Below are 18,675 nucleotides of genomic sequence, written 5' to 3'. Positions count from 1 at the left end.
CGCAACATACTGAATGTCACAAATCAAGAAAGTCAGCCGCAAACAGCTCTCTGAAATGAGTGGGCGCGAGGTGATGCGCATCGCATTCATCGCCTACCGCAAGCTCTTCGGTTACATGAAGCCCTACAAGGGGCGTTTCGCCATGGGGGCCGTCTTTGGCGTCCTGGCAGGTCTCTTCAATGCGGTGATGATCGTGGGTTTCCAGATCATCTTTACCGTGGTGTTGCCCGGCTCCGCGAGCCATAAGCAGCACGTCCCCTTCTTGGGGGAAGTCGATCCGACCGAGTGGGTGGTGAAGCACCTGCCGTTCATGCACACCTTGGACCAGAAGGCCAAGGAGAAAGAGAAGGAGAAGGAAAAAGAGAAAACCAATCCAGAGGCGGGCTCTGCCGCTGCGCCCACTGGAGCCGCGGCTGCCAACGGCACAACTGCTCCCGCGAGTGCTCCTGTGGATGGCGCTGCCACCACCGCCACTGCCAGCTCCCCAACTCCTGCCGCCACCGTCGCTCCTGCCACTGCGCCGGGTGCTGCTGACACAGCCAAGCCGGAGGTGAAGCGGAAGGTCACACTCCCCGTGGTGGTCTTCTTCGCGGCTCTCATCCCCCTGCTGCTCTTCATCCGAGGGATGCTCACGTATTTCTCAAACTACTGCCTGCTCTGGGTCGGCAACCAGGTGCTCTATGACCTGCGCAATGACACCTTTGCTTCGCTGTTGCGCCAGTCCATCGGCTTCTATTCGCGGGCGAAGACGGGTGAGCTGATTCAGATCGTCTTCAACCAGGCACGCATTGCCCAGCAGAATGTCGTGACATTGGCACAGGACCTCATCCAGCGTCCGGTGGCCATCCTCTCGATCTTTGTCACGCTTTTGATTTACGAGCCTTTCTTCACCATCAGCTCGCTGATCGTGTTTCCCCTGTGCATCGGCCCGGTGATGGCCGTGGGGCGAAAGGTGCGCAAGGCTGGCGCCAAGGAGGAAGAAGAGGCCGGACGCATCATGGTCACCATGCATGAGACCTTCGCCGGCATCCGCCTGGTGAAGTCCCACGCTCGTGAAAAGTACGAGATGGGCCGCTTTGACCGCGCCGCGAAGAAGATGCAGGAGCTCATCATGCGCTGGAGCAAGGCGCTGGAAATCATCGGCCCCATTGTGGAAGCCGTGGCCGCCCTCGGCATCGCAGCCGGCCTAGTGTATGCCTGGCAGCGCGGCATCGAGGCACACACGTTCCTCATCATCTGCATGGCGCTCACGCAGATCTATCCCCATGCCAAGGCCCTGAGCCGCATCCAGCTTCTCATGCAGAAGACGGTGGTGGCCACCACGAGCCTCTTCGAGATCATGGAGATGAAGCCGGACATTGAGGACGCTCCAAATGCCGAGAAACTTTCGAGGGTGCGCGGCGAGATCAAACTGAACAACGTGGCCTTCACCTACAAGAAGGAGGACAAGAAGAAGGGGGGCTTCAAGAAAGCCACCAACCGTCCTGCGGTGCAGAACGTCACCCTGGACCTCAAGCCGGGAAACTTCTACGCCCTCGTGGGTCCCAGCGGCAGTGGCAAGAGCACACTCTTCTCCCTCCTTCTGCGGTTCTACGACCCCGATAAAGGCTACATCACCCTGGATGGTCATGACATCCGCCGCGTGACGCAGGACTCGTTGCGCGACAACATCGGCGTCGTGAGCCAGGATACCTTCCTCTTCCACGACACCATTGAGGAGAATATCCGCTACGGCAGATTGGATGCCACGCAGGAGGAGATCATCGAGGCTGCCACCAAGGCGCACGCGCATGAGTTCATCATGCAGCAGGAGCAGAAGTACGATACGATGTGCGGTGACACCGGCAGCAAGCTCTCCGGTGGCCAGCGGCAGCGCATCACGATCGCGCGTGCCATTCTGCGCAATGCTCCCATTCTTCTGCTGGATGAGGCCACCTCCGCCATGGATTCCGAAGGGGAGAAGATCATCCAGGAAGCCCTCCACAACCTGATTGAAGGCCGCACCGTCATCGCCATCGCCCACCGTCTCTCGACGATCCTGGAAGCCAACCAGATCATCGTGATGGAACACGGCGAAGTGAGCGACATGGGGACCCACGCGGAGCTGCTCCAGCGCTGCGAGCTCTACCAGCGCCTGTATCACCTCCAGTTCAAGAGCGGCAGGGTCGCCCCTGACGAAGCCGTTGCGGACGTCAATCTCGACGAACCCTACGAGACGGATGCGATTGAGGCGGCGGAGTCTTGATGAGGTGCTTGCCAACGCGGTAGCTCCAACGTAGCTCGCGAGTCCCTTCGCGAGGTGGAGTTACCCCTGACGTAGCGTTCCGTTTGTGATGTTGCCCCAAGTGGCTCGCGCCAGGAGTGCGTGAGCTGCTTGTGTGGCAGCGTCACGAATACGTGCCATCGGTTGGCAAAGAAGAATCCTCGCGAAGGGACTCGCGAGCTACGTTGCGCTGACGCGAGCTGCGCTACGGCTTCGCTGGCACAGCCACCGGTGTGGTGGGCGCGGCATGCGGTGGTGGCACTACCTCACCCGCGATGGCGTTCCTCCAGTTGAACTGCGGCAGGTTGGTGAGTTCCACCCACTGCTGATCTCCTTCGCGACGCCATTCCAATTCCACGACAGCCGCGGCCTGATCCACTTCCCAGCCGAGATAGCGGTCCAGGATGTTGGAGATGGGGGTGCCCTTCTTTGCAAAGACGCTGCCTACAAAAGGCGGGGTGGGGGCCTGCACTTCCACGCAGATCTTCTTGTCCACCTCAGGCACGTTGTCGTCGAAGTAGTGGGTGCGCCGCACGAGTACGTGGAAACGTTTGGGGCCTTCCTGCGGGCTTTCCATGAAGCGGGCGAGGAGGTTGTCCTTGAATTCGGTGAAGGTCAGCCAATCCACCTTCCATCCTTCCGGCGATTGCTCGACCATGATGGGGAGGGGGCGCTTCACATCGCCGCCACCGACCTGGAAGACACAGTGCGGCGGTCCCGTCTGTGGAGCCTTGTCATGGCGGATGAGGCCAATCTTGGCCACATGGAGCGGGCCATCCGGCATGGAGGCGTAGTAGCTCTCCATAAGGGGCCGCATGAGGTCTGCTCCCTGCACCACTTTCAGGCGCTCTTCCCAGGTGGTGGCCACGAGAAACTGCTGTAGAGCCTCCAACGCAGGCCGGGCCTCCGCCGGCACATCCACCACCGTGGGAGTCGCTGGTACGGTGGGGGCGGGACGCTTGGGAGGGGTGTTCACGCCCGCAGGGGCATCACCGGGGGCGGGGGCTGGAGAGGCGCTGGGGACCTCGACCAAATTCGGTGCCACAGGCTGCGGGGGGGCTTCGGATGCTGGCGCCGCGTCCGATGGTGCGGAAGCCATCGAGGGGCGCTGAACCTGTTCAGGAGGCGTGGAGCCGGGGTTGGCTGGAGAGGTACCGGAAGCCGCGGGTGGCGATTGAGAGGGCGCTCCATCGCCGCCTACAGATGCCACGGGGGCGGGAGTGGAAGCTTTCGGCCCTGATGAGGTTGGGGCATCAGGATTGGCCGTTCGCGGTGGGGTGGCGGGATTGAATGCCGTAGGCGGTGTCGCAGGTTCATCCGGCTCCGGCGGCGTGGGATGGAACTCCAAGGCATCGGCCTCTGCTTCGCGAGCGGCCAGGTGCGTGGTCCAGGCCACGCGAATCTGGTCGCGGAAAAACCACGCGGTGCCCGCGATGGCCATCAGCGCCATGAGTATGGCGAGCACTGCCGGGCCTTTGCGGGTAGTCGAGTAGCCACGTGAGGACTTGAAGCGCTGGGAGGCCGCGTTGCCGGGCGATGCCAGCGGAGATGTCCGGGGTGGTGGCGATGGCGGGAATGGGGCGGACGCGTGCGCTGCTCCTTGTGGGGGCAGGGAGTGCTGCACAGGAGCGGGTGCCGGGCTCTGTCCAGGATGCACGCCGGGCATCTGCAACACGCTGTCCATGATGGGATGCGCCGAGCCAGGCGCGCCCGGGTTGGGTACCGGCAATTCGCCCCCTGTCGGAGGCCAGGCGGGATGCATCACACCCCCGCCCACGACGGGTGGCAGTGGGGATGCCTGAGGCGGATTGGAGGCTTCCCAGGCGGAGCTGGGGGTGTGCACCGGCTCAGGCACCTCAACAGGGGCAGGAGCGGGTGCGGGTGCGGGCAATGGGGCCCGTGCAGATGGCTGGGGAGGCGGAAGATGCTGTGGCGGCGGCAGAGACTGCACGGGAGCAGGTGCGGGCGCAGGCACAGGAATGGGCACCTGTGTCGTCATCACCGGAGCCGGGACAGGTGGAGCCCCCGCTGCATTCTGTGCCATGGGCCACGAGGGTCCGGGAACTGCTGCCGTGGGCGCGGGTGCCGCAGGTGAGGTGATGGTGGCCCGGCAGTGAGGGCACGGTCCCGTGACGCCAGCCATTTCCCTCGGCACCGTGAGGAGCATGCCGCAGGACTGACAATTAAAGTGGATGACGTTCGGGAGTGAACTCATGATCTGGACACCTCCTGCGACTGACCCATTGAACAAACACCACGTTCATCCATGAAGGCCATAGCGGGAAGAAATTCCACGGTTGTTGCCTGACACAAAATATCAGACTTCCCTAGGGGAAATGCAAGACTGAAATGTATGTAGAACCTTGAAACGCAAGAAAGCACCGGACTGGTCCGGTGCTTTCCAGAGATTCGAATGGCGGTATGCCTTCGCGATTAGCGCTTGGAGAACTGGAAGCGCTTGCGGGCACCGGGCTGACCAGCCTTTTTGCGTTCCTTCATACGGGAGTCGCGGGTCAGCATGCCGTTTGCCTTGAGGACCGGGCGGTTCTCAGGGTTGGCGAGGCAGAGTGCGCGAGCGAGGCCCATGCGGATGGCACCCACCTGACCGGTGACGCCGCCGCCAGTCGCGGTGACCTTCACGTCGAAGTTCTGGGCGTTGCTGGTCACATGCAGGGGAGCCAGGAGCTGGTTCTGCAGGGTGACGGTGGGGAAATATTCATCCAAGGTCCGGTTGTTCACCGTGACGGTGCCGCTGCCGGGGCGGAGGAACACGCGGGCAATCGAGGTCTTGCGTCGGCCGACGGCGTCGAAGGAAGTGATGCTCATATCAGAAGGGAAATCAGTCGTTGCTGGTCAGTGCGTGTTCAGGAATTAGACCAGCTTGTAAGCCTGGGGCTGCTGGGCCTCATGGGGGTGGCTGCTGCCAGCGTACACATGAAGCTTGCGAAGGACGGCGCTGCCCAGACGGTTGTGCGGGATCATGCCGAAGATGGCCTTCTCAAGGATGCGCTCGGGGTGCTTCTGGCGCATGCGCTCGGGATTGGTGGACTTGTGGCCGCCGACGTAACCGGAGAAGGAGGTGTAGGTCTTGTCCGTCTCTTTCTTGCCCGTGAAAACGGCCTTCTCTGCGTTCACAATGATGACGTTGTCACCGGTGTCCACGTGATTGGTGAAGATGGGCTTGTTCTTGCCGCGAAGGATGTTCGCTGCGTTCACAGCCACACGGCCCACCACTTGGTCAGCGGCATCAATGACCCACCACTTGCGCTCCACTTCTTGGGCCTTGGCAGAAAAGGTTTTCATGTCTTATTCGGTTGCTATACAGGTCTCGTCGTTTGTCTAAAAATGGGGAGCGCGACAGTAGGGGGTTCTTTTGGAGTGTCAAACAAATTGTGATAAGTGTCGGCGTCTTTCCCCACATTTTGTGTTCGTTAACATTCAGGACCACAACACTATCCTCATGGCTTCCAACCAACTCCGCGGCTTTCCCGGTCTTTTGCTCCTCGCCTTTGGCGTGGCGGTATTGATTGTGGCGGTTTGGAAGTGGCTGTCGGCGTGAGCTCCGGCCTTCCTTTGGTTGCCTATGTGGTTTGATATTCCGCCAGAGCATCGTGACAAACCCGAAGCGATCGAGTTGCTCAGGCTCGATGCAGAATTTTCAAGGGTTTTGGCGGAGTCGGCCAATGCTGTGGCGGCCAGACTTTGGGAGAGCGATCCCGCAGCCTTTGATGACCTGACCCGGAAAGAGCGCGGACTGCTGCAAGCATTGAAAACCGCGGTGGCCGCCTACGACCAAGCGACCGGGGAGCCGGGGCCAGCCAACCTGGCTCGTGAGGTTGTGTATGCGATTCATCAGCAGTTTGAGCCGGAGAGTCGGGATCGGGTGATGGCAAAACTTTCCGAAACGGCAGGTTACCTGAGGCGACTGAATGCGGATGAATCAAGGGTCTTGCGATGCATCCTTCACCTGGCTCAAGGAGACATGGCGAGACTCGAACACCATTCTGCTTTGGCACTTGTGGATTGGCGCGACGTCATCATGTCGGCAGGCGGTTGAGCCACGATGGAGCGGGTCTCGCGTTCTGTTTCTCCCAGTGCCGCGAGTGCCTGGCTGCGGTAGTGCTCTTCACAACTGTGAGTGAAACGGATACACCAGCCACTCCGTGACGCGCTCCTTCAGGGACCGCTTCTTGAAGTCCTCCAGCTTGTACTCCTGGCAGTTCTTCAAGTCTTCGCGGAAGACACGATCCATCTCCGTGCCGAAGCTGGCGTCATAGACGCTCACGTCGATCTCCTCATTGATGAGGGAGGAGCGGGCATCCAAGTTCGAGGTGCCGAACATGGCAAACATGCCGTCTACCACCATGGTCTTGGAGTGGATCATGGTGGGTTTGAACTCATAGATCTTCACGCCGGCTTCCAGCAGTTTGCCGTAGCTGCCGCGACCGGCGGCTTTTGTGGCGGGCTGGTCGTTGTGCTTGCCGGGGAGAATCATCTTCACATCCACCCCGCGCTTCACTGCCTCGCCGAGGAGATGCACCTGCTCATCGGTCGGGGTGCAGTAGGGGTTGGTGATGTAGATGGTCTTCTCCGCAGCCGCGATGGCCACGGCCTGGATGAGTGGCAGGGCGGCCACGGTGAACTCGTCCGAGGTGGTCACCTGCGTCTTGAGATCCCCGGCTTTTTCCAGGAGAGGGAAGTGGCCCGCGCCGGAAAGCATCTCGCCCGTCTCGGACAGCCAGTGTTGTTGGAAGGCACTCTGCAGCTGCGCCACCATGGGGCCTTCGAGTTTGGCATGGACTTCACGCCAGTTCTCCGGTTTCGCGCCATCACCCCTCCATTCGTCAGCAAAACCCGCGCCTCCGGTGAAAGCGACCTTGCCGTCCACGACCAGAACGCGGCGGTGCGTGCGACGATTCAGCCGATCTACGCGCAACGCCCGGGTCGGGTGGTAATAGGCGAATTTGCAGCCTCCATCGGTGAGCCGTTGCACATCGCTGTTCTTTAAGTCCGTGCCCGAACCGATGCCATCGAGAAGAACTCGAACCTCGACGCCATGCTTCGCACGATCGACGAGGGCCTCAATGAATTGGTTCCCGATTTCGCCCGAGTGAAAGAGAAAGGCCTCGAAGTTGACGGTCTTCTTCGCACCGCGAATGGCCTCCAGCATTACGGGAAAGATCCCGTTGCCATTATGCAGCAGCGTGATGCGATTGCCTTCGATGGGAACAGGGTTGGTCGCTGCGTGCGCGGAGCTGAAGAAGGCGGGATCTTGCACAGAGAATGTGTGCGCCGGTCGATACTCGATGTGTTGTCGCCGCACGAAGAGAATCGCATAGAGACAGATGGCTGCGATGAAGACCAGGAGCAGCTCGACCCACCCGCGGATGGAGAGCTTTCCCCAGCGGATGGTCGACCATCGTCCCTCACCAGGCCTGGCGAACTTGGGGGACGAAGGTGATTTGGTCGCGGTCTTGGTCCGCTTGCGTGGCGGTGTCTTGGTGGCCGACATTCGAGGTGAGGAGCGAGTTTTGAGCTACACTCTGGAATCGAATGGATCGGTGGGGATGGACGGAGGAAAGCATGCACTCGTTCGTCAGCGAGCTATCACCGCAAGATGAGTTCATTCTTTCGCCAATGCTCATCGGGCGGGATGGGCGAAACCTTCCTGAAACAGAAACCCTGCAGTCCCGCGGCCTTGACTCGTTCAACAAACGTCTCGGTCACAAACGTGAAGCTTGGCAATTCCAGGATCCGAAAGATCGACAAACCCTTCAAGCGGTCTGGCAGGAACTCAAAATGATAAACGTTGACCGCGGTCGTGGGTGGATCGCACCAGAATTTGCACTTTGAGGCCTCCAAATCCAGCGCATCGACAATGGTCGTCACGTTGAAGAAGAAGAAGCTTCCTGCATGGGTGACCAATGGCAAAAGCTCGCCGTTCGGCAGGAGCAGATCGGAAAGGGCATCATAGGCTCTCTTGCTGAATGCCGGCAGGAAAAGATTGATGCAAGGGTAGTCGTTTTCAGGTCGGACGGCTCCGTCACATCTCGGTGGCTGCCATCCTGGAGCGAGGTTCGGCTGCGACCAGAGTCGAGTCTCTGGCGAGATGTTCACCCCGGGAGTGATGTCATCCACCAGGCTGTCTTGTCCCAGTCTGGACGGAAGGTCCAAGCTGAGCGCCAATCCTTCGTAGAGTGGATCGTCGCAGATCATCTCAAGCTTGTACACGGATGTGGAAGGTGAAATCATGGGGCGAGCATTTCGTACGCTGTGCTCTTCTTCAATCCCTCAATTTAATGGAGTAATCTGGCGTTCGCTTGGACTTGGTCAGATGCTTCAAGCAAGACAGCACACGAAATCGTAATCGCGCTAGGCCGGATTCGACTCCCTCGCACCATCCACGATATCATACGTGGTGATCTCCAGCAGGAACCCGTCCGGATCAAAGAAGTAGATCGAGTGGGAGATCTCGTGGTCTTGAAACTGGAACGAGACTCCCTTTCCTTCCAGCTCGCTCTGCGCCTCCCGGAAGTCTGCATAAGTCGCAGCCCGCAAGGCAAGGTGCCAGGCCTGGCCATTCGCGGCGGGCGGCGCGCCCTCTTTCTGGGGAAAGAGCGTCAGGTAGGTCGAACCCAAACGCAGCATGATGGGGTTGCCGGACCACTGGCCCGGGAACACGTGCTCGAATCCGAGCGTGTTCACATACCAATCCTTCGTCGCTTCCGGTGAAGCACACCGCAGTGCGACATGATCGATGTGCTCCAGTCGCATCACGAGATACGGCCTGCCTGCCCGAGTTGTCTACTTCGCACGCGGGAAGTAAGTCCGCGTCTCCGTGGTGGTCGTCGTTCCGTTCCGTGGCGGTGGAGGTGAGCTGGGGATGCCTTCGGTCTTCTTGAAGATTTCGTACCACTTGCGCTTCACGGGAGGATCCGGGTCGGTGACAGGCACAGCCTTGGGCACCACGGTCTGTGGGAAGGCATGGTAGGCGCTCTCGCCGGCCTTCGTGCGAAGGTCCTCCTGCTTGCTGGCCTTGCGCACGGCGAAGTCGTCCGTGACCACCACGGGCTGGATGAAGACGATCAGTTCCTTGCGCTGCTTGCTGGTGACGTCCTCCTTGAAGAGGCGGCCAATGCCGGGGATGCGGCTGATGACCGGAATGCCCTGCGTGTCTGTTTTGAATTGCTCGGAAATCAGGCCGCCGATCACGATCGTATTGCCCGTGGGCACGGTCACAGTCGTGGTGAGCTGTTCGGTGCCGATGATGGGCACGGTATTGTCCGCCACGATCTGGTTGCCGATCACGGTGTCATTCACCTGGGCAATGCGCAGGGTGACATCGCCATCCGGATTGATGAGCGGAATGACTTCCAGTTTCAGCACCACGTCCTTGTAGGTGATGGTGGTGGTCACGTTGCCCTGGTTGTTCTGGTTCTGGGACGAGGCGTTTGTCAGTGTGGACTCAGGCACGGGAATCTGCTGGCCGCTGGTGATCATCGCACGACGATTGTTCTGCGCGAAGACACTCGGACGGGAGAGTACCTTGAAGTCATTTGTGGTTTCCAGGGCGGACACGAACACATCGACGGACTCGCCGATCTGGCCGTAGAGGTTGAATCCGTTCGTGTTGGCAATGGCCGACGTGATCAGGTTCGTCGTCATATCGGACACATTGTTGTTCGTGATGATGTCATCACGCGTGATCAGCGCGCTGGCCACGCCGCCATTGCCTGACTCGGTGAATCTCTGGAGGTAGTTGATGCCAAACTGATACCCATCACCCAGGGTGAGCTGGCCGATGACCGTGGCGAGATAGACCTGCGGCGCCTTGCGGTCGAGCTTGTCGAGCAGCATGTCCACCTTGTCCTGGTTTTCCTTCGGCCCGATGACGATGATGCTGTTCGCCAGCGGATCCGCGATGAGGCGGGTCTTGTTGATCAGGACGGAAACCGGAGCGGTTTGCTCTTCCGACTCCAGCAGGAGGTCGGGGCGGGAGGTGACTCCACCCGTCGTGCCCGTGGTGGCGGTGCTGGCTGCGCTTGCGTTGAAGGTGCCGCCGCGCTGCTGGGCTCCCGTAGTGCCGGTGAGGAATTGATTGCTGCTGGTGATGAGCTGCTGCTGGTTCTGTCCCGAAACGGAGCCGCCGCCTGGAAGCTGCGCCGTACCGCCCACGGGCTCGCGCAGCATGTCTGCCAGCACGGAGAGCACATCCACGGAGAAGACGTTCTTCAGCTTGCGCTCATACGCGGCTGGCACATCCACCGGCTTGTCGAACTCCGCGATGAGGCTCACCACATACGCGTACTCATCCGGTTCTGCGACCACGAGCACCTGATTGAGGCGGGTATCCGCGATCACCTGTGAAGTCGCCTGGATGCGGCGGTTTCCACCCTGCTGGTTGTTGTTATTGTTGTTGCTGGACTGCTGCTGTTGCTGCTGCTGGCGGTTGTCTCCGCCACCGCCGCCGGAGGTTCCCTGTCCGCGGATGGTGGTGATCCCTTTGGCTTCCTTATCCTGCGCCTGGGCATTCAGCGTGGCCTGCACGATCTGTGCGACGGTCGCGGCGTCTGCATACTTGAGCAGCACAAACTTGGTGACCAGTGAGCTGGCGGCTCCTGGCGTATCGATGACCTCACGAATCGCCACGAGCTGTTTCACAATGTTGGCATTTTCCGTGATGAGGAGTCCGGGAGGGCTTACCACCGGCGTGATGCGGCCATACGGATTGAGTCCCACATGACCGCCGAGCATGGTGGCAGCCTCGGTGGGGTCCAGATTCGTGAGGCCCATGAAGTAGCTCACGATCGTTTCATTGTCCGGCAGGTCATTGGCGCTCTGGTAGAACTTCACACCTTGAGAAAACTGCGCACCGCTGGTCGCAGTCGTCGTGCGTGTGGAGAGAATGCGCGAGCTCTTGCCGTCCGGGTCCGCCACGATGGCGTAGCCGTTCGTGAGCAGTGCGGCTTCGATGAGCTTGATGGCCTCTGCCTTGTCCACTGGCACCGGCGTGACGAGGCTGATGGTCTGCCCTTCGAAGATGGTGGTGTCCTTCACGAGCGTCTTGTTTGTCAGGCGCTCGTAGATGCCGAGGATGTCCGTGATGGTGTTGTTGGGGAATTGCAGGGAAACCTTGTCCCCATCAATGCGGAAAAGTTCTTCCGTGCTGCTGCTGGCACCGCCACGTCCGAAGCCGCCTCTGCCGAAGCCACCGCCGGGACCTCCGGGAAATCCACCGGGACCTCCTGGGGCCGGCTGGGTGGGAGAGGTGGGCTGCTGCTGAGGTTGCGGCGCTGCCTGGGCCACGACGGGATCCATGGGCGCGCGTTGCTCGGCTGGCATGTTCGCCAGCGGGCGGAATTCACGGGGGCTGGTCGCGGTGTCAGGTTTCAGGGTGGTGCCGCCGCGGATCTGCGCGTGGAGCATGCCACTGCTGCTACACGCCAGCGTTCCCATCAGCAGGAGTAGAGACAGAGAGAGGGAGCGGGGACGAATGGCTGCAGGGAAGGGGGAGAGACAATGCATGAGAAAGCGGGGAGGGAGCGGCGTGGAGGGAGAGATGCGGGAGTGATGCGGATGCAGGGAAACGAGAAGGCCTCAGCGCTTGTTTTGCTTGTCTTCGGCTTCCACCCTGTCCCTGATGTTCCTGATAAAGGCGGAGCGCTCCTCAGGAGAGGCCATGCGCATCTTTTCTCCATTCTCGCGCATGATGTCGATGAACTTCTTCCGGGCTTCCTCCGACATGGACATGAAGCGCTGGCGATCCTCCTCGCTGGGGCGGGGGAAGTCGCGGCGTGGACCGTCATCACGGCGTTCGCCATCGTGCCGGCCATCACCGCCGCCGGGGCGGTAGCCACCTTTTTTCATGGCTTCCGGGGTGAGTTGTTCCTGGCTGTACCGCACGGTGACCACTTCCGTGCCGATCATCAGTTTCGCCTGGGTGCGGTCGAGTTTCACCGTCGCGCTCGTCTCCGCGAGCTTCCAGCCCTGGGCATTGGGCAATTCGCCCACCACGTGGCTTTCCTTCGTCTCCTTGTTCATCACTGTGACGACGGGTTTGCCTTCAATATAGGCAATGCCGGTGAGCACGAGCGAGTCCGAGAGATTCAGCGAGCGCGTGAAGGGAGAGGCGGACGTGAGCGCCGCGACCTCAGTCGGCTCCACACGCTGCGGGAGATCCGGATCCTGCTGTGCCGTCGCGATGGAGACGGATGCACACAGCGGCAGAAGCAAACAGGCGGCGAAGGTTGGCTTCATGACTAGGAGGGGGCAAGGGGGACGAGGCCGTCGAGCGGGGTGGTGAGCTCGAGCGGATTGGTGTTTTCAGCTGGCACAGCCGCGGGTGCCGGAGCAGGAGCCGGCACGGGTTCCTGGTAGCCGGGAGGCGGCTTGGGATTGAACCAGCGTGCCACGGTGATGTTGCACTGGGCCTGCGGCGTTTTCTCACGTGAACGGGTGTCGAGTTCGAGTTCCACCGACTTGATGGCGGTGAACTTCTCCGGCGACTGCAGGGTGAGCAGCCAGCTGATCACCACCTCCTGGGCGCCGCGCACGCGCAGGCTCACGGACACCTCGTTGTGGTGGGAGAGCTCCAGCGATTCCAGCGGATTCTCATTCTCGGTCTTCAGTCCCATGTCGAGCGCCGAATTGCGCAGGTCATCGAGGAGCTGGCCCTGCGCCTTGCCGGCGGAGTTGGTGTACGGCATGGACTTGTCCAGCCAGGCATCCAGCTTCTCCATGCGGGGGCCATCCAGCAGCAGCATGCGGTTGGCGGTTTCCTGCTTCTTCAGCTTGTCCAGACTGGTGACCAGATCCTTGCGGCGGCTGGTGAACTCACGCAGTGCCATGAAGTTCCCCACGAGGAAAATCGTGCCGACACAGAGGAAGAGCAGGCGCTTCTCGCGGGTGTTGTAAGTTCGCTTTTTCAAAGGGAGGAGAAGAAAGGAAGGATGAAAGGGGGAGAGAGCGGGTGGGGGAGATCAGGTGCCGCTGTCCATCTTCCCGGTGATGCGGAAGGTGGCGATCTTGTTCTTGATGTCGGGAGTGGGCATCTCCCAGTGGAAGCGGTTGAGCTTGGGATGTTTCTTGAGATCCTCCAGAAGCTGCGCCGCGGTCTGCAGGTCGCGCGCATCACCGCGCAGTTCAATCTCACTGGGCTTTGCGGAGAAGCGTTTGATGACCACGCCGCTGGGGGGCATGATGCTCGTCACGTGGCTGAGCTGCATCATGGGGTAGCGCTGCTTTTCCACGGCGGGCTCCAGGGAGCGCCAGCGTTCAGAGGCGGCGCGCACGCGTTCCGCGGGTCCGCGTGACACGCTGGCGCTCTCTTCCATGGTTCCGACCTCTTGTTTCAGCGACTGCAGGTACCACCATCCGCACGCGAAGAGAATGGCGTACAACACGAGCGTGAGCACCCCCACGGAGAAGAGACGGCGCTTCGTTTCGCGATTGGCCTGGGCGGTGAATACGGAAGCCGGCAGCAGCTTTGGCAGCACTTTGAGATCCAGACCGCGATTTGCCCCGGGAGGTCCGGAGACTTCCAATGGCATGCCGATGTACTTGCGAAGTTCCGCGGCCAGAGCGGATGGTCGTTCACCCGCCAGCGTGACACCGCGCACCACGCCAAAACCCTCCTGCGATTCCAGCGTGAGCCGGGCCAGCTCGATTTCACGGGCCAGATCCTGCACCGGCATCTCCGCGAAGCCGGTGACGTGACTGTGCCACAGGCGGCCCTGGAAATTTGCGACCAGCACCAGCAGCCCATGCTCCTCGATGATGCAGAGGTTGTTGGCCGGAAGGGTGACAAGACGGAGCGCGGCGGTGTAGTTCACCGCATGCGGCACGGCGAGGTCCTCGGGGAAGGGATGCGCCAGCACATCCACGCTGACGAAGGACTGCCCTTGATTCTGCCCCAGCAGATGCCATGCGAAATTTGGAGTGGGAGATTTCTCCACATGAACGCCCCGGCGCTCCAGCTGCGACTCGATCATGGAGGGCAGCAGGGTGGCATCGACGGTGGGAAGAATGAGACCGATGCTGCGGCAGGCCGTGGCGGGCAGGCCGACCACCAGGGGGCGCGACTGCTCACGGAACTCCGCAGGCGAGCTCACCGGCTCCGCCTTCGTGGAGGCAAGCGAACGCCAGAGCCTCCAGGAGGGCTCGGTATCAGGAAGGAGAAAACTGGCTGCGCTGGCACTCATGCGTTCTTTTCGAAATCATCATTCTTCAAATCGGGCGAGGTAATTCAAGGATCCATCATCCTGACGTCGCGCGATCACCACCACCTTGTACGTGGATTCACCGATTCTTCCCACACTTTCCACGCGACGGGTAAGGTGATCCGCTGTGAGGATGCTGTTGAGGGATTGGGCTTCCTGGCCGTCCATGCCCAGCAGTTGGGTGGCCTGATTGAGCTGGAGTGTCTTGTCATCTTCCGTGCCGGGAATGCCGTCTGCACCGCTGCGCTCGCGGATGAGGGATTGAGCGGCGTTTTCCTCCACATCTGCCACCGCCATGAGGATCTCCTGCGGGGCGTAGTTCAGGTCGATGTAGCCGTCACCGTAGGTGCTGAAGTAAGTTCTCCAGTCGGGCTTCATGCGCTCCACCGCGTCCATGCCTTTTGCGAGAATCATTTCATCCAGCGAGCCGAAGCCCTGATTTCTGGGGAAGTCGGCATAACCGCGCTCTTTATAGTAGTCGGACTCGGCGCCGTAGGTGCGCATCTGGCTGTCTGTGTCCACCCAGTCCGCCAGACCATCCACTGCGGTCTCCGCCTCCTGAGGGGTGAGCCGCCAGAGGATGAAAAGATTGTAGATGATCTCCCGGAAGCGGGAGTCGGTGATGTAGTTGATGGGGATGCGCGCGCCTTCCGAGGAAATGGTAACTGTGAAACCGCTGTCTGAGCCGAGGGTCTGCTTCAGCACGGGGTCGCCCGGGCGCACCTGCGGATGCAGGCCCACTGCGATGCCGCACTCGGCGAGGTGCAGCGCGCGAAAGCGCAGGCCATGCATGCCATTCTCCTCGATGCTGTCGCTCATGTAGTTCACCAGCGGGATCACGGTGAAGGTCATGAGCCCGATGGCCGCGAGCACGAGGATGAGGGCATAGCCCCCGTCGCGGCGACGCGCACGGAGATGATGAGGCAGCAGACGCAGGGTCTTCACCGGGACAGGCACGGACGCAACATGGCTGCCGGACCTGACCTCAACGGTCTCCGTTTCCATGCTGCTGCCTTCGCTGTTCCTGTTCATCCGCAAACCCATGTGCTTCATGCCCTTGTCCTGCCTTTACCTGCCTCCACCTCCCGATGGCGCGCTGGTAGAACCGCCGCCACCTCCTCCAGGTTGCATACCTCCGCCAAAATTTCCCTGCCCACCGCCGGAACCTCCTGGACCACGACCGCCACCCGGCCCTCCTTGGGGAGGACCACCGTCACCGCGACCGCCGCCATCGCCGCGGCCACGACCACCATCTCCTCCGCGACCGCGATCGCCACCGTCACCACGGCCACGACCTCCGTCCTGATTGTTGCCACCGCCACGGCCTCCGTCGTTGTTTCCACCGCCGCCACCGCCACCGCCACCCTGGCTGGAAGAGGTGGTGCTGGTCTGCGGACGCAGCGCGGGATTTGCCCCGGCCAGCTTTACTGCTGGGAGTGCAAAGACGACACGGATGGGTTGAGTGCGCTCGGCAAGGAGGAGATTCATCTCCACGAGCTGCGGCAGATTTGTGGAATCCCATTCCTCCACCCAGGTATCGTCGTTCACCTGGTAGAAGCGCCATGTGAGCGAGGTCACATTTTGCATGAGTGGCATCCAGTAGCGGCCCTGATCGTCTGGGGCGGCCACGCCCTCGCCAGTGGTCTGGGCCACCACCTCACCGCTGTTGGGGTCCTTCGGAATGACGTCCTTCCGGCTGAGGGCAAGGTAGTACATTTGTTGTCCCGTGGTGGAGGCCTCAGTGGCAGCATAATCGGGACGGGTGCCGATGATGGTGTCGTTGTACGACATTGGATTCAGCCCAAAGGAGAAGGCATCCGGAGCACCAGTGAGCGTGAGCTCCTGCTTCACGGGCTGCGCGGTGTCGGTGATCTTCAGCGTGAGGATCGCGGTGGAGGGGAGGCTCTGGAAGGAATGACGGCAGAGCGTGATGAAGCGGTTCAGCTCATCATTCTCGAGCTGGATCTGGCGGTTCTCCATCGCCGTGGTCATCGAGACACGCACCACGCCGAAGACCATGCCAGAGAGCATGGCGAGCAGGGACAGGGAAAGGACGAGTTCGAGGAGGGTGAAGGCCGAGTTCGGAATGCGGAGTTTGGAATGCGGAGTTCGGGAGCGAACGTCCGTGGTCAGTCCGCCTGTCCTACACGCCAACGAACCTCCATCCACATGCAACAACGCATGCGGTTCACTCGGGACTCCGGATTTTGAATGCCGAACTTTCATTGCGACTGTGACCCCGATTGTTGCTGTCCTCCGCGTCCCTCCGTCGCGGTTTTGTAGACCCACACTTCCAGCACCTCTTCGCGCATTTCACCACTGGCCTCATAGGAGGCCACGACCCGCAGCTTGTGAAGGTCACGGAGCACGGTGCCGTTGCGATCCTTCAGGGTGAGTTCCTCAGGCACGCTGTTGAAGGTGACTCCGAGGCGTGGGTCGGTGTAGGTCTGGGTAAGTTCCGCCAGGGGCTTGCGGCGCACCTCCTCCAGGAAGGAGCGCATGGCGATGCGGATGTCATTTTCCCGGTTCAGAATCCCGGAGGTCTGCAGGGCCATGTGCAGCGACTGGGCAAGGCTCACGACCGTGAGGGAAAAGATGGTCATGGCCAGCAGCAGTTCGAGCAGCAGGTAGCCGCGCCCCATGCGTGCACGCAGTCCGCCAACGCGACGAGGCGCGCTGGTGCGGGCGTAGCTTCGTGCTGCCAGGGGCAGGTTCATGGGGATGTCAGCGTTTGGTCAGTTGGAAGTCTCTTTGACGATGTCTGCTGTCAGGGCATTGAACTTCGCGGAATAGGAGGCGCCGCTGGAGGTGGTCATGGTGACGGTGAGCGGGGCGACCATGCCGGTGGGTTGGAAGACCCAGAGCTTCACCTCGGTGCCTTCGATGGGGGTGGCCTGTGGCTCATACCAATATTGGATGCTGCAGGTCATGCCCTCCGGCAGCGTATGTTTCTCGGTCCACTCCTTGAAGGCGGCGGCGGGAGGAGCGGACTGTTGCGGGCCGCCAGTTGAGGACTCTGCCGCCACGACGCTTTCCGTCGTCTCGCCACTCTCTTGCGTGAGACCGGCTTCCATCTTCTGCTCCGCCTCCAGCTCTGTGCGCTGGATGAACTCATCAATCTGCGCTGCCTGCAGGTAGGGTGAAAGGTAGCGGGTGGCTGTGTAGCCGGTGCCGGTGAAGGCGATCTGGTAGGGACGCTTCTCCTCCATGGCGCGCAGGCGGGTCTGCTTTGCCAGGCGGGCGAGGTCCTCCAGTGGCTTCCGCGCCTCCGCATCCTGCATGAGGCCGGAGACGCTCGGTACCGCTGCACCCAGGATGATGGCAAGGATCGCCAGCACCAGAACGAGCTCAATCAGCGTGAACGCAGCCGTCCGGAACTCCGGCGGGAGCGGAGGGCGGGGGCTGCGTACGTTCATGGGTGGGTTTTTGCGCCGCGTAAGGGGGCGGGTGCGGCTTATTTGGCCTCGGTGGGCTTCCAGTTACCCACGTCATCTTCCGTGCCGTCCTGGCCGTCCTTGCCCACGGAGTAGACATCATAGCCGTCCTTGGACTTGGTGGCGGGGTAGCGGTACTTGTAGGGCTGCTTCCACGGATCCTTCGGCACTTCCTTCAGGTACGAGTACCAGCGGTCCGGAATGGGGTCCTTGGTGGGCTTTTCCACGAGGGCTTCCAGACCCTGTTCAGTGGTGGGGAAACGACCGGCGGCATTGCGGTACGACTCCAAGGCGATGCTGATGGTGTTGTCGAGGTCGCTCTTGATGGTCTGGTCGACTGCCTGCTCGAAGAATCCGCTCTTGTTGAGCTGGTAAATCGCGGCACCCATGAGCACGGCGAGGATGGTGAGCACCAGCACGAGCTCGACCAGGGTGAAGCCGGAAGGGCGGCGGCGCTGCTGTGACAGGAGATGGAATCGGGTGCGGAGGGAGGGCAGTTTCATGTGTGGAGAAAGAGAATCAAAAAGGGGCAGGATCTATCAGTACAAAGGATACCTTAAAGATGTGTAAACACGAAAACGAGCATGAGTTTCGTGGGTGAACGCGATTCTCCCAGAATTCCTTAACGGAAGTTGGTTAAATCGAGGCGGTTTTGGAGAGAGTTGATAGTCGGATGGTCGATAGTTGATAGCCTGAGACCGTGGGTGTGGCGGCATGCGTGGAACTCGATGGTGTCCAAGGTTGTGGACGAGGAAACAGA

17 protein-coding genes are annotated in these 18,675 nt (G+C 61.0%); 2 read left to right on the top strand and 15 right to left on the bottom strand.

The window, feature by feature from the left end:
• Positions 1-13: 13 nt before the first annotated feature.
• The gene (locus tag DES53_RS31130) at positions 14-2,245 is read left to right on the top strand and encodes an ABC transporter ATP-binding protein (RefSeq protein ID WP_113962248.1); all 2,232 of its coding nucleotides are present in this window, start codon (positions 14-16) and stop codon (positions 2,243-2,245) included.
• A gap of 223 nt (positions 2,246-2,468) precedes the next feature.
• Here DES53_RS31130 and DES53_RS31125 read toward each other — a convergent pair whose 3' ends face one another.
• The 3 genes from DES53_RS31125 to rplM form a co-directional block, all read right to left on the bottom strand.
• Positions 2,469-4,478, bottom strand: coding sequence for a hypothetical protein (locus DES53_RS31125; protein WP_170157566.1), 2,010 nt, complete (start codon positions 4,476-4,478; stop codon positions 2,469-2,471).
• 218 nt (positions 4,479-4,696) lie between these two features.
• Positions 4,697-5,089, bottom strand: a complete 393-nt coding sequence (gene rpsI / locus DES53_RS31120; protein ID WP_113962246.1) for a 30S ribosomal protein S9 — start codon at positions 5,087-5,089, stop codon at positions 4,697-4,699.
• A gap of 45 nt (positions 5,090-5,134) precedes the next feature.
• On the bottom strand, positions 5,135-5,566 hold the full coding sequence (rplM, locus tag DES53_RS31115) for a 50S ribosomal protein L13 (protein ID WP_113962245.1): 432 nt from the start codon (positions 5,564-5,566) through the stop codon (positions 5,135-5,137).
• 280 nt (positions 5,567-5,846) lie between these two features.
• Here rplM and DES53_RS31110 point away from each other — a divergent pair, with 280 nt between their 5' ends.
• On the top strand, positions 5,847-6,320 hold the full coding sequence (locus DES53_RS31110) for a hypothetical protein (protein ID WP_113962244.1): 474 nt from the start codon (positions 5,847-5,849) through the stop codon (positions 6,318-6,320).
• Between the two features lie 69 nt (positions 6,321-6,389).
• Here DES53_RS31110 and DES53_RS31105 read toward each other — a convergent pair whose 3' ends face one another.
• From DES53_RS31105 to gspG, 12 genes are all read right to left on the bottom strand, one after another.
• The gene (locus DES53_RS31105; protein WP_113962243.1) at positions 6,390-7,775 is read right to left on the bottom strand and encodes a phospholipase D-like domain-containing protein; all 1,386 of its coding nucleotides are present in this window, start codon (positions 7,773-7,775) and stop codon (positions 6,390-6,392) included.
• Between the two features lie 95 nt (positions 7,776-7,870).
• Positions 7,871-8,494 carry an imm11 family protein gene (locus tag DES53_RS31100; RefSeq protein WP_147263735.1) on the bottom strand — a complete coding sequence of 208 codons (624 nt, stop codon included), beginning with the start codon at positions 8,492-8,494 and terminating at the stop codon, positions 7,871-7,873.
• Positions 8,495-8,635: 141 nt separating this feature from the next.
• Entirely contained in the window at positions 8,636-9,037 is a 402-nt protein-coding gene (locus DES53_RS31095; RefSeq protein WP_113962241.1) for a VOC family protein, read from the bottom strand.
• A 30-nt stretch (positions 9,038-9,067) separates the two neighbouring features.
• A complete protein-coding gene (locus DES53_RS31090) occupies positions 9,068-11,788 on the bottom strand; it encodes a secretin N-terminal domain-containing protein (protein ID WP_113962240.1) in 2,721 nt (906 codons plus the stop codon).
• A gap of 72 nt (positions 11,789-11,860) precedes the next feature.
• Entirely contained in the window at positions 11,861-12,520 is a 660-nt protein-coding gene (locus DES53_RS31085) for a hypothetical protein (protein WP_113962239.1), read from the bottom strand.
• A gap of 2 nt (positions 12,521-12,522) precedes the next feature.
• Entirely contained in the window at positions 12,523-13,191 is a 669-nt protein-coding gene (locus tag DES53_RS31080; RefSeq protein ID WP_113962238.1) for a hypothetical protein, read from the bottom strand.
• A gap of 51 nt (positions 13,192-13,242) precedes the next feature.
• The gene (locus DES53_RS31075) at positions 13,243-14,463 is read right to left on the bottom strand and encodes a hypothetical protein (RefSeq protein WP_113962237.1); all 1,221 of its coding nucleotides are present in this window, start codon (positions 14,461-14,463) and stop codon (positions 13,243-13,245) included.
• A gap of 18 nt (positions 14,464-14,481) precedes the next feature.
• Positions 14,482-15,486 (bottom strand): type II secretion system minor pseudopilin, encoded by a 1,005-nt coding sequence (locus tag DES53_RS31070; protein ID WP_211325754.1) that lies wholly within the window; start codon positions 15,484-15,486, stop codon positions 14,482-14,484.
• 63 nt (positions 15,487-15,549) lie between these two features.
• Complete coding sequence (locus DES53_RS33370) at positions 15,550-16,512, bottom strand: type II secretion system protein GspJ (protein ID WP_170157564.1); 963 nt, start codon at positions 16,510-16,512, stop codon at positions 15,550-15,552.
• Between the two features lie 191 nt (positions 16,513-16,703).
• Positions 16,704-17,198 carry a hypothetical protein gene (locus DES53_RS31060; protein ID WP_113962235.1) on the bottom strand — a complete coding sequence of 165 codons (495 nt, stop codon included), beginning with the start codon at positions 17,196-17,198 and terminating at the stop codon, positions 16,704-16,706.
• A gap of 18 nt (positions 17,199-17,216) precedes the next feature.
• A complete protein-coding gene (locus DES53_RS31055; RefSeq protein WP_113962234.1) occupies positions 17,217-17,897 on the bottom strand; it encodes a prepilin-type N-terminal cleavage/methylation domain-containing protein in 681 nt (226 codons plus the stop codon).
• Between the two features lie 38 nt (positions 17,898-17,935).
• A complete protein-coding gene (gene gspG / locus DES53_RS31050) occupies positions 17,936-18,418 on the bottom strand; it encodes a type II secretion system major pseudopilin GspG (RefSeq protein WP_113962233.1) in 483 nt (160 codons plus the stop codon).
• Positions 18,419-18,675: the final 257 nt, after the last annotated feature.

It is taken from the genome of Roseimicrobium gellanilyticum, assembly GCF_003315205.1.
GTDB classification, from domain to species: Bacteria; Verrucomicrobiota; Verrucomicrobiia; order Verrucomicrobiales; family Verrucomicrobiaceae; genus Roseimicrobium; species Roseimicrobium gellanilyticum.
The sequence above is the reverse complement of the archived record's forward strand: the minus strand, read 5'-3'. Positions and strand labels throughout refer to the sequence as shown.

Bases quoted from the DNA above. Each gene is read 5' to 3' on its own strand.
- DES53_RS31130 (WP_113962248.1), top strand. From the start codon at position 14: ATGTCACAAATCAAGAAAGTCAGCCGCAAACAGCTCTCTGAAATGAGT.
- DES53_RS31125 (WP_170157566.1), bottom strand. From the start codon at position 4,478: ATGAGTTCACTCCCGAACGTCATCCACTTTAATTGTCAGTCCTGCGGC.
- rpsI (WP_113962246.1), bottom strand. From the start codon at position 5,089: ATGAGCATCACTTCCTTCGACGCCGTCGGCCGACGCAAGACCTCGATT.
- rplM (WP_113962245.1), bottom strand. From the start codon at position 5,566: ATGAAAACCTTTTCTGCCAAGGCCCAAGAAGTGGAGCGCAAGTGGTGG.
- DES53_RS31110 (WP_113962244.1), top strand. From the start codon at position 5,847: ATGTGGTTTGATATTCCGCCAGAGCATCGTGACAAACCCGAAGCGATC.
- DES53_RS31105 (WP_113962243.1), bottom strand. From the start codon at position 7,775: ATGTCGGCCACCAAGACACCGCCACGCAAGCGGACCAAGACCGCGACC.
- DES53_RS31095 (WP_113962241.1), bottom strand. From the start codon at position 9,037: ATGCGACTGGAGCACATCGATCATGTCGCACTGCGGTGTGCTTCACCG.
- DES53_RS31090 (WP_113962240.1), bottom strand. From the start codon at position 11,788: ATGCATTGTCTCTCCCCCTTCCCTGCAGCCATTCGTCCCCGCTCCCTC.
- DES53_RS31085 (WP_113962239.1), bottom strand. From the start codon at position 12,520: ATGAAGCCAACCTTCGCCGCCTGTTTGCTTCTGCCGCTGTGTGCATCC.
- DES53_RS31075 (WP_113962237.1), bottom strand. From the start codon at position 14,463: ATGAGTGCCAGCGCAGCCAGTTTTCTCCTTCCTGATACCGAGCCCTCC.
- DES53_RS31070 (WP_211325754.1), bottom strand. From the start codon at position 15,486: ATGGAAACGGAGACCGTTGAGGTCAGGTCCGGCAGCCATGTTGCGTCC.
- DES53_RS33370 (WP_170157564.1), bottom strand. From the start codon at position 16,512: ATGCTCTCTGGCATGGTCTTCGGCGTGGTGCGTGTCTCGATGACCACG.
- DES53_RS31060 (WP_113962235.1), bottom strand. From the start codon at position 17,198: ATGAACCTGCCCCTGGCAGCACGAAGCTACGCCCGCACCAGCGCGCCT.
- DES53_RS31055 (WP_113962234.1), bottom strand. From the start codon at position 17,897: ATGAACGTACGCAGCCCCCGCCCTCCGCTCCCGCCGGAGTTCCGGACG.
- gspG (WP_113962233.1), bottom strand. From the start codon at position 18,418: ATGAAACTGCCCTCCCTCCGCACCCGATTCCATCTCCTGTCACAGCAG.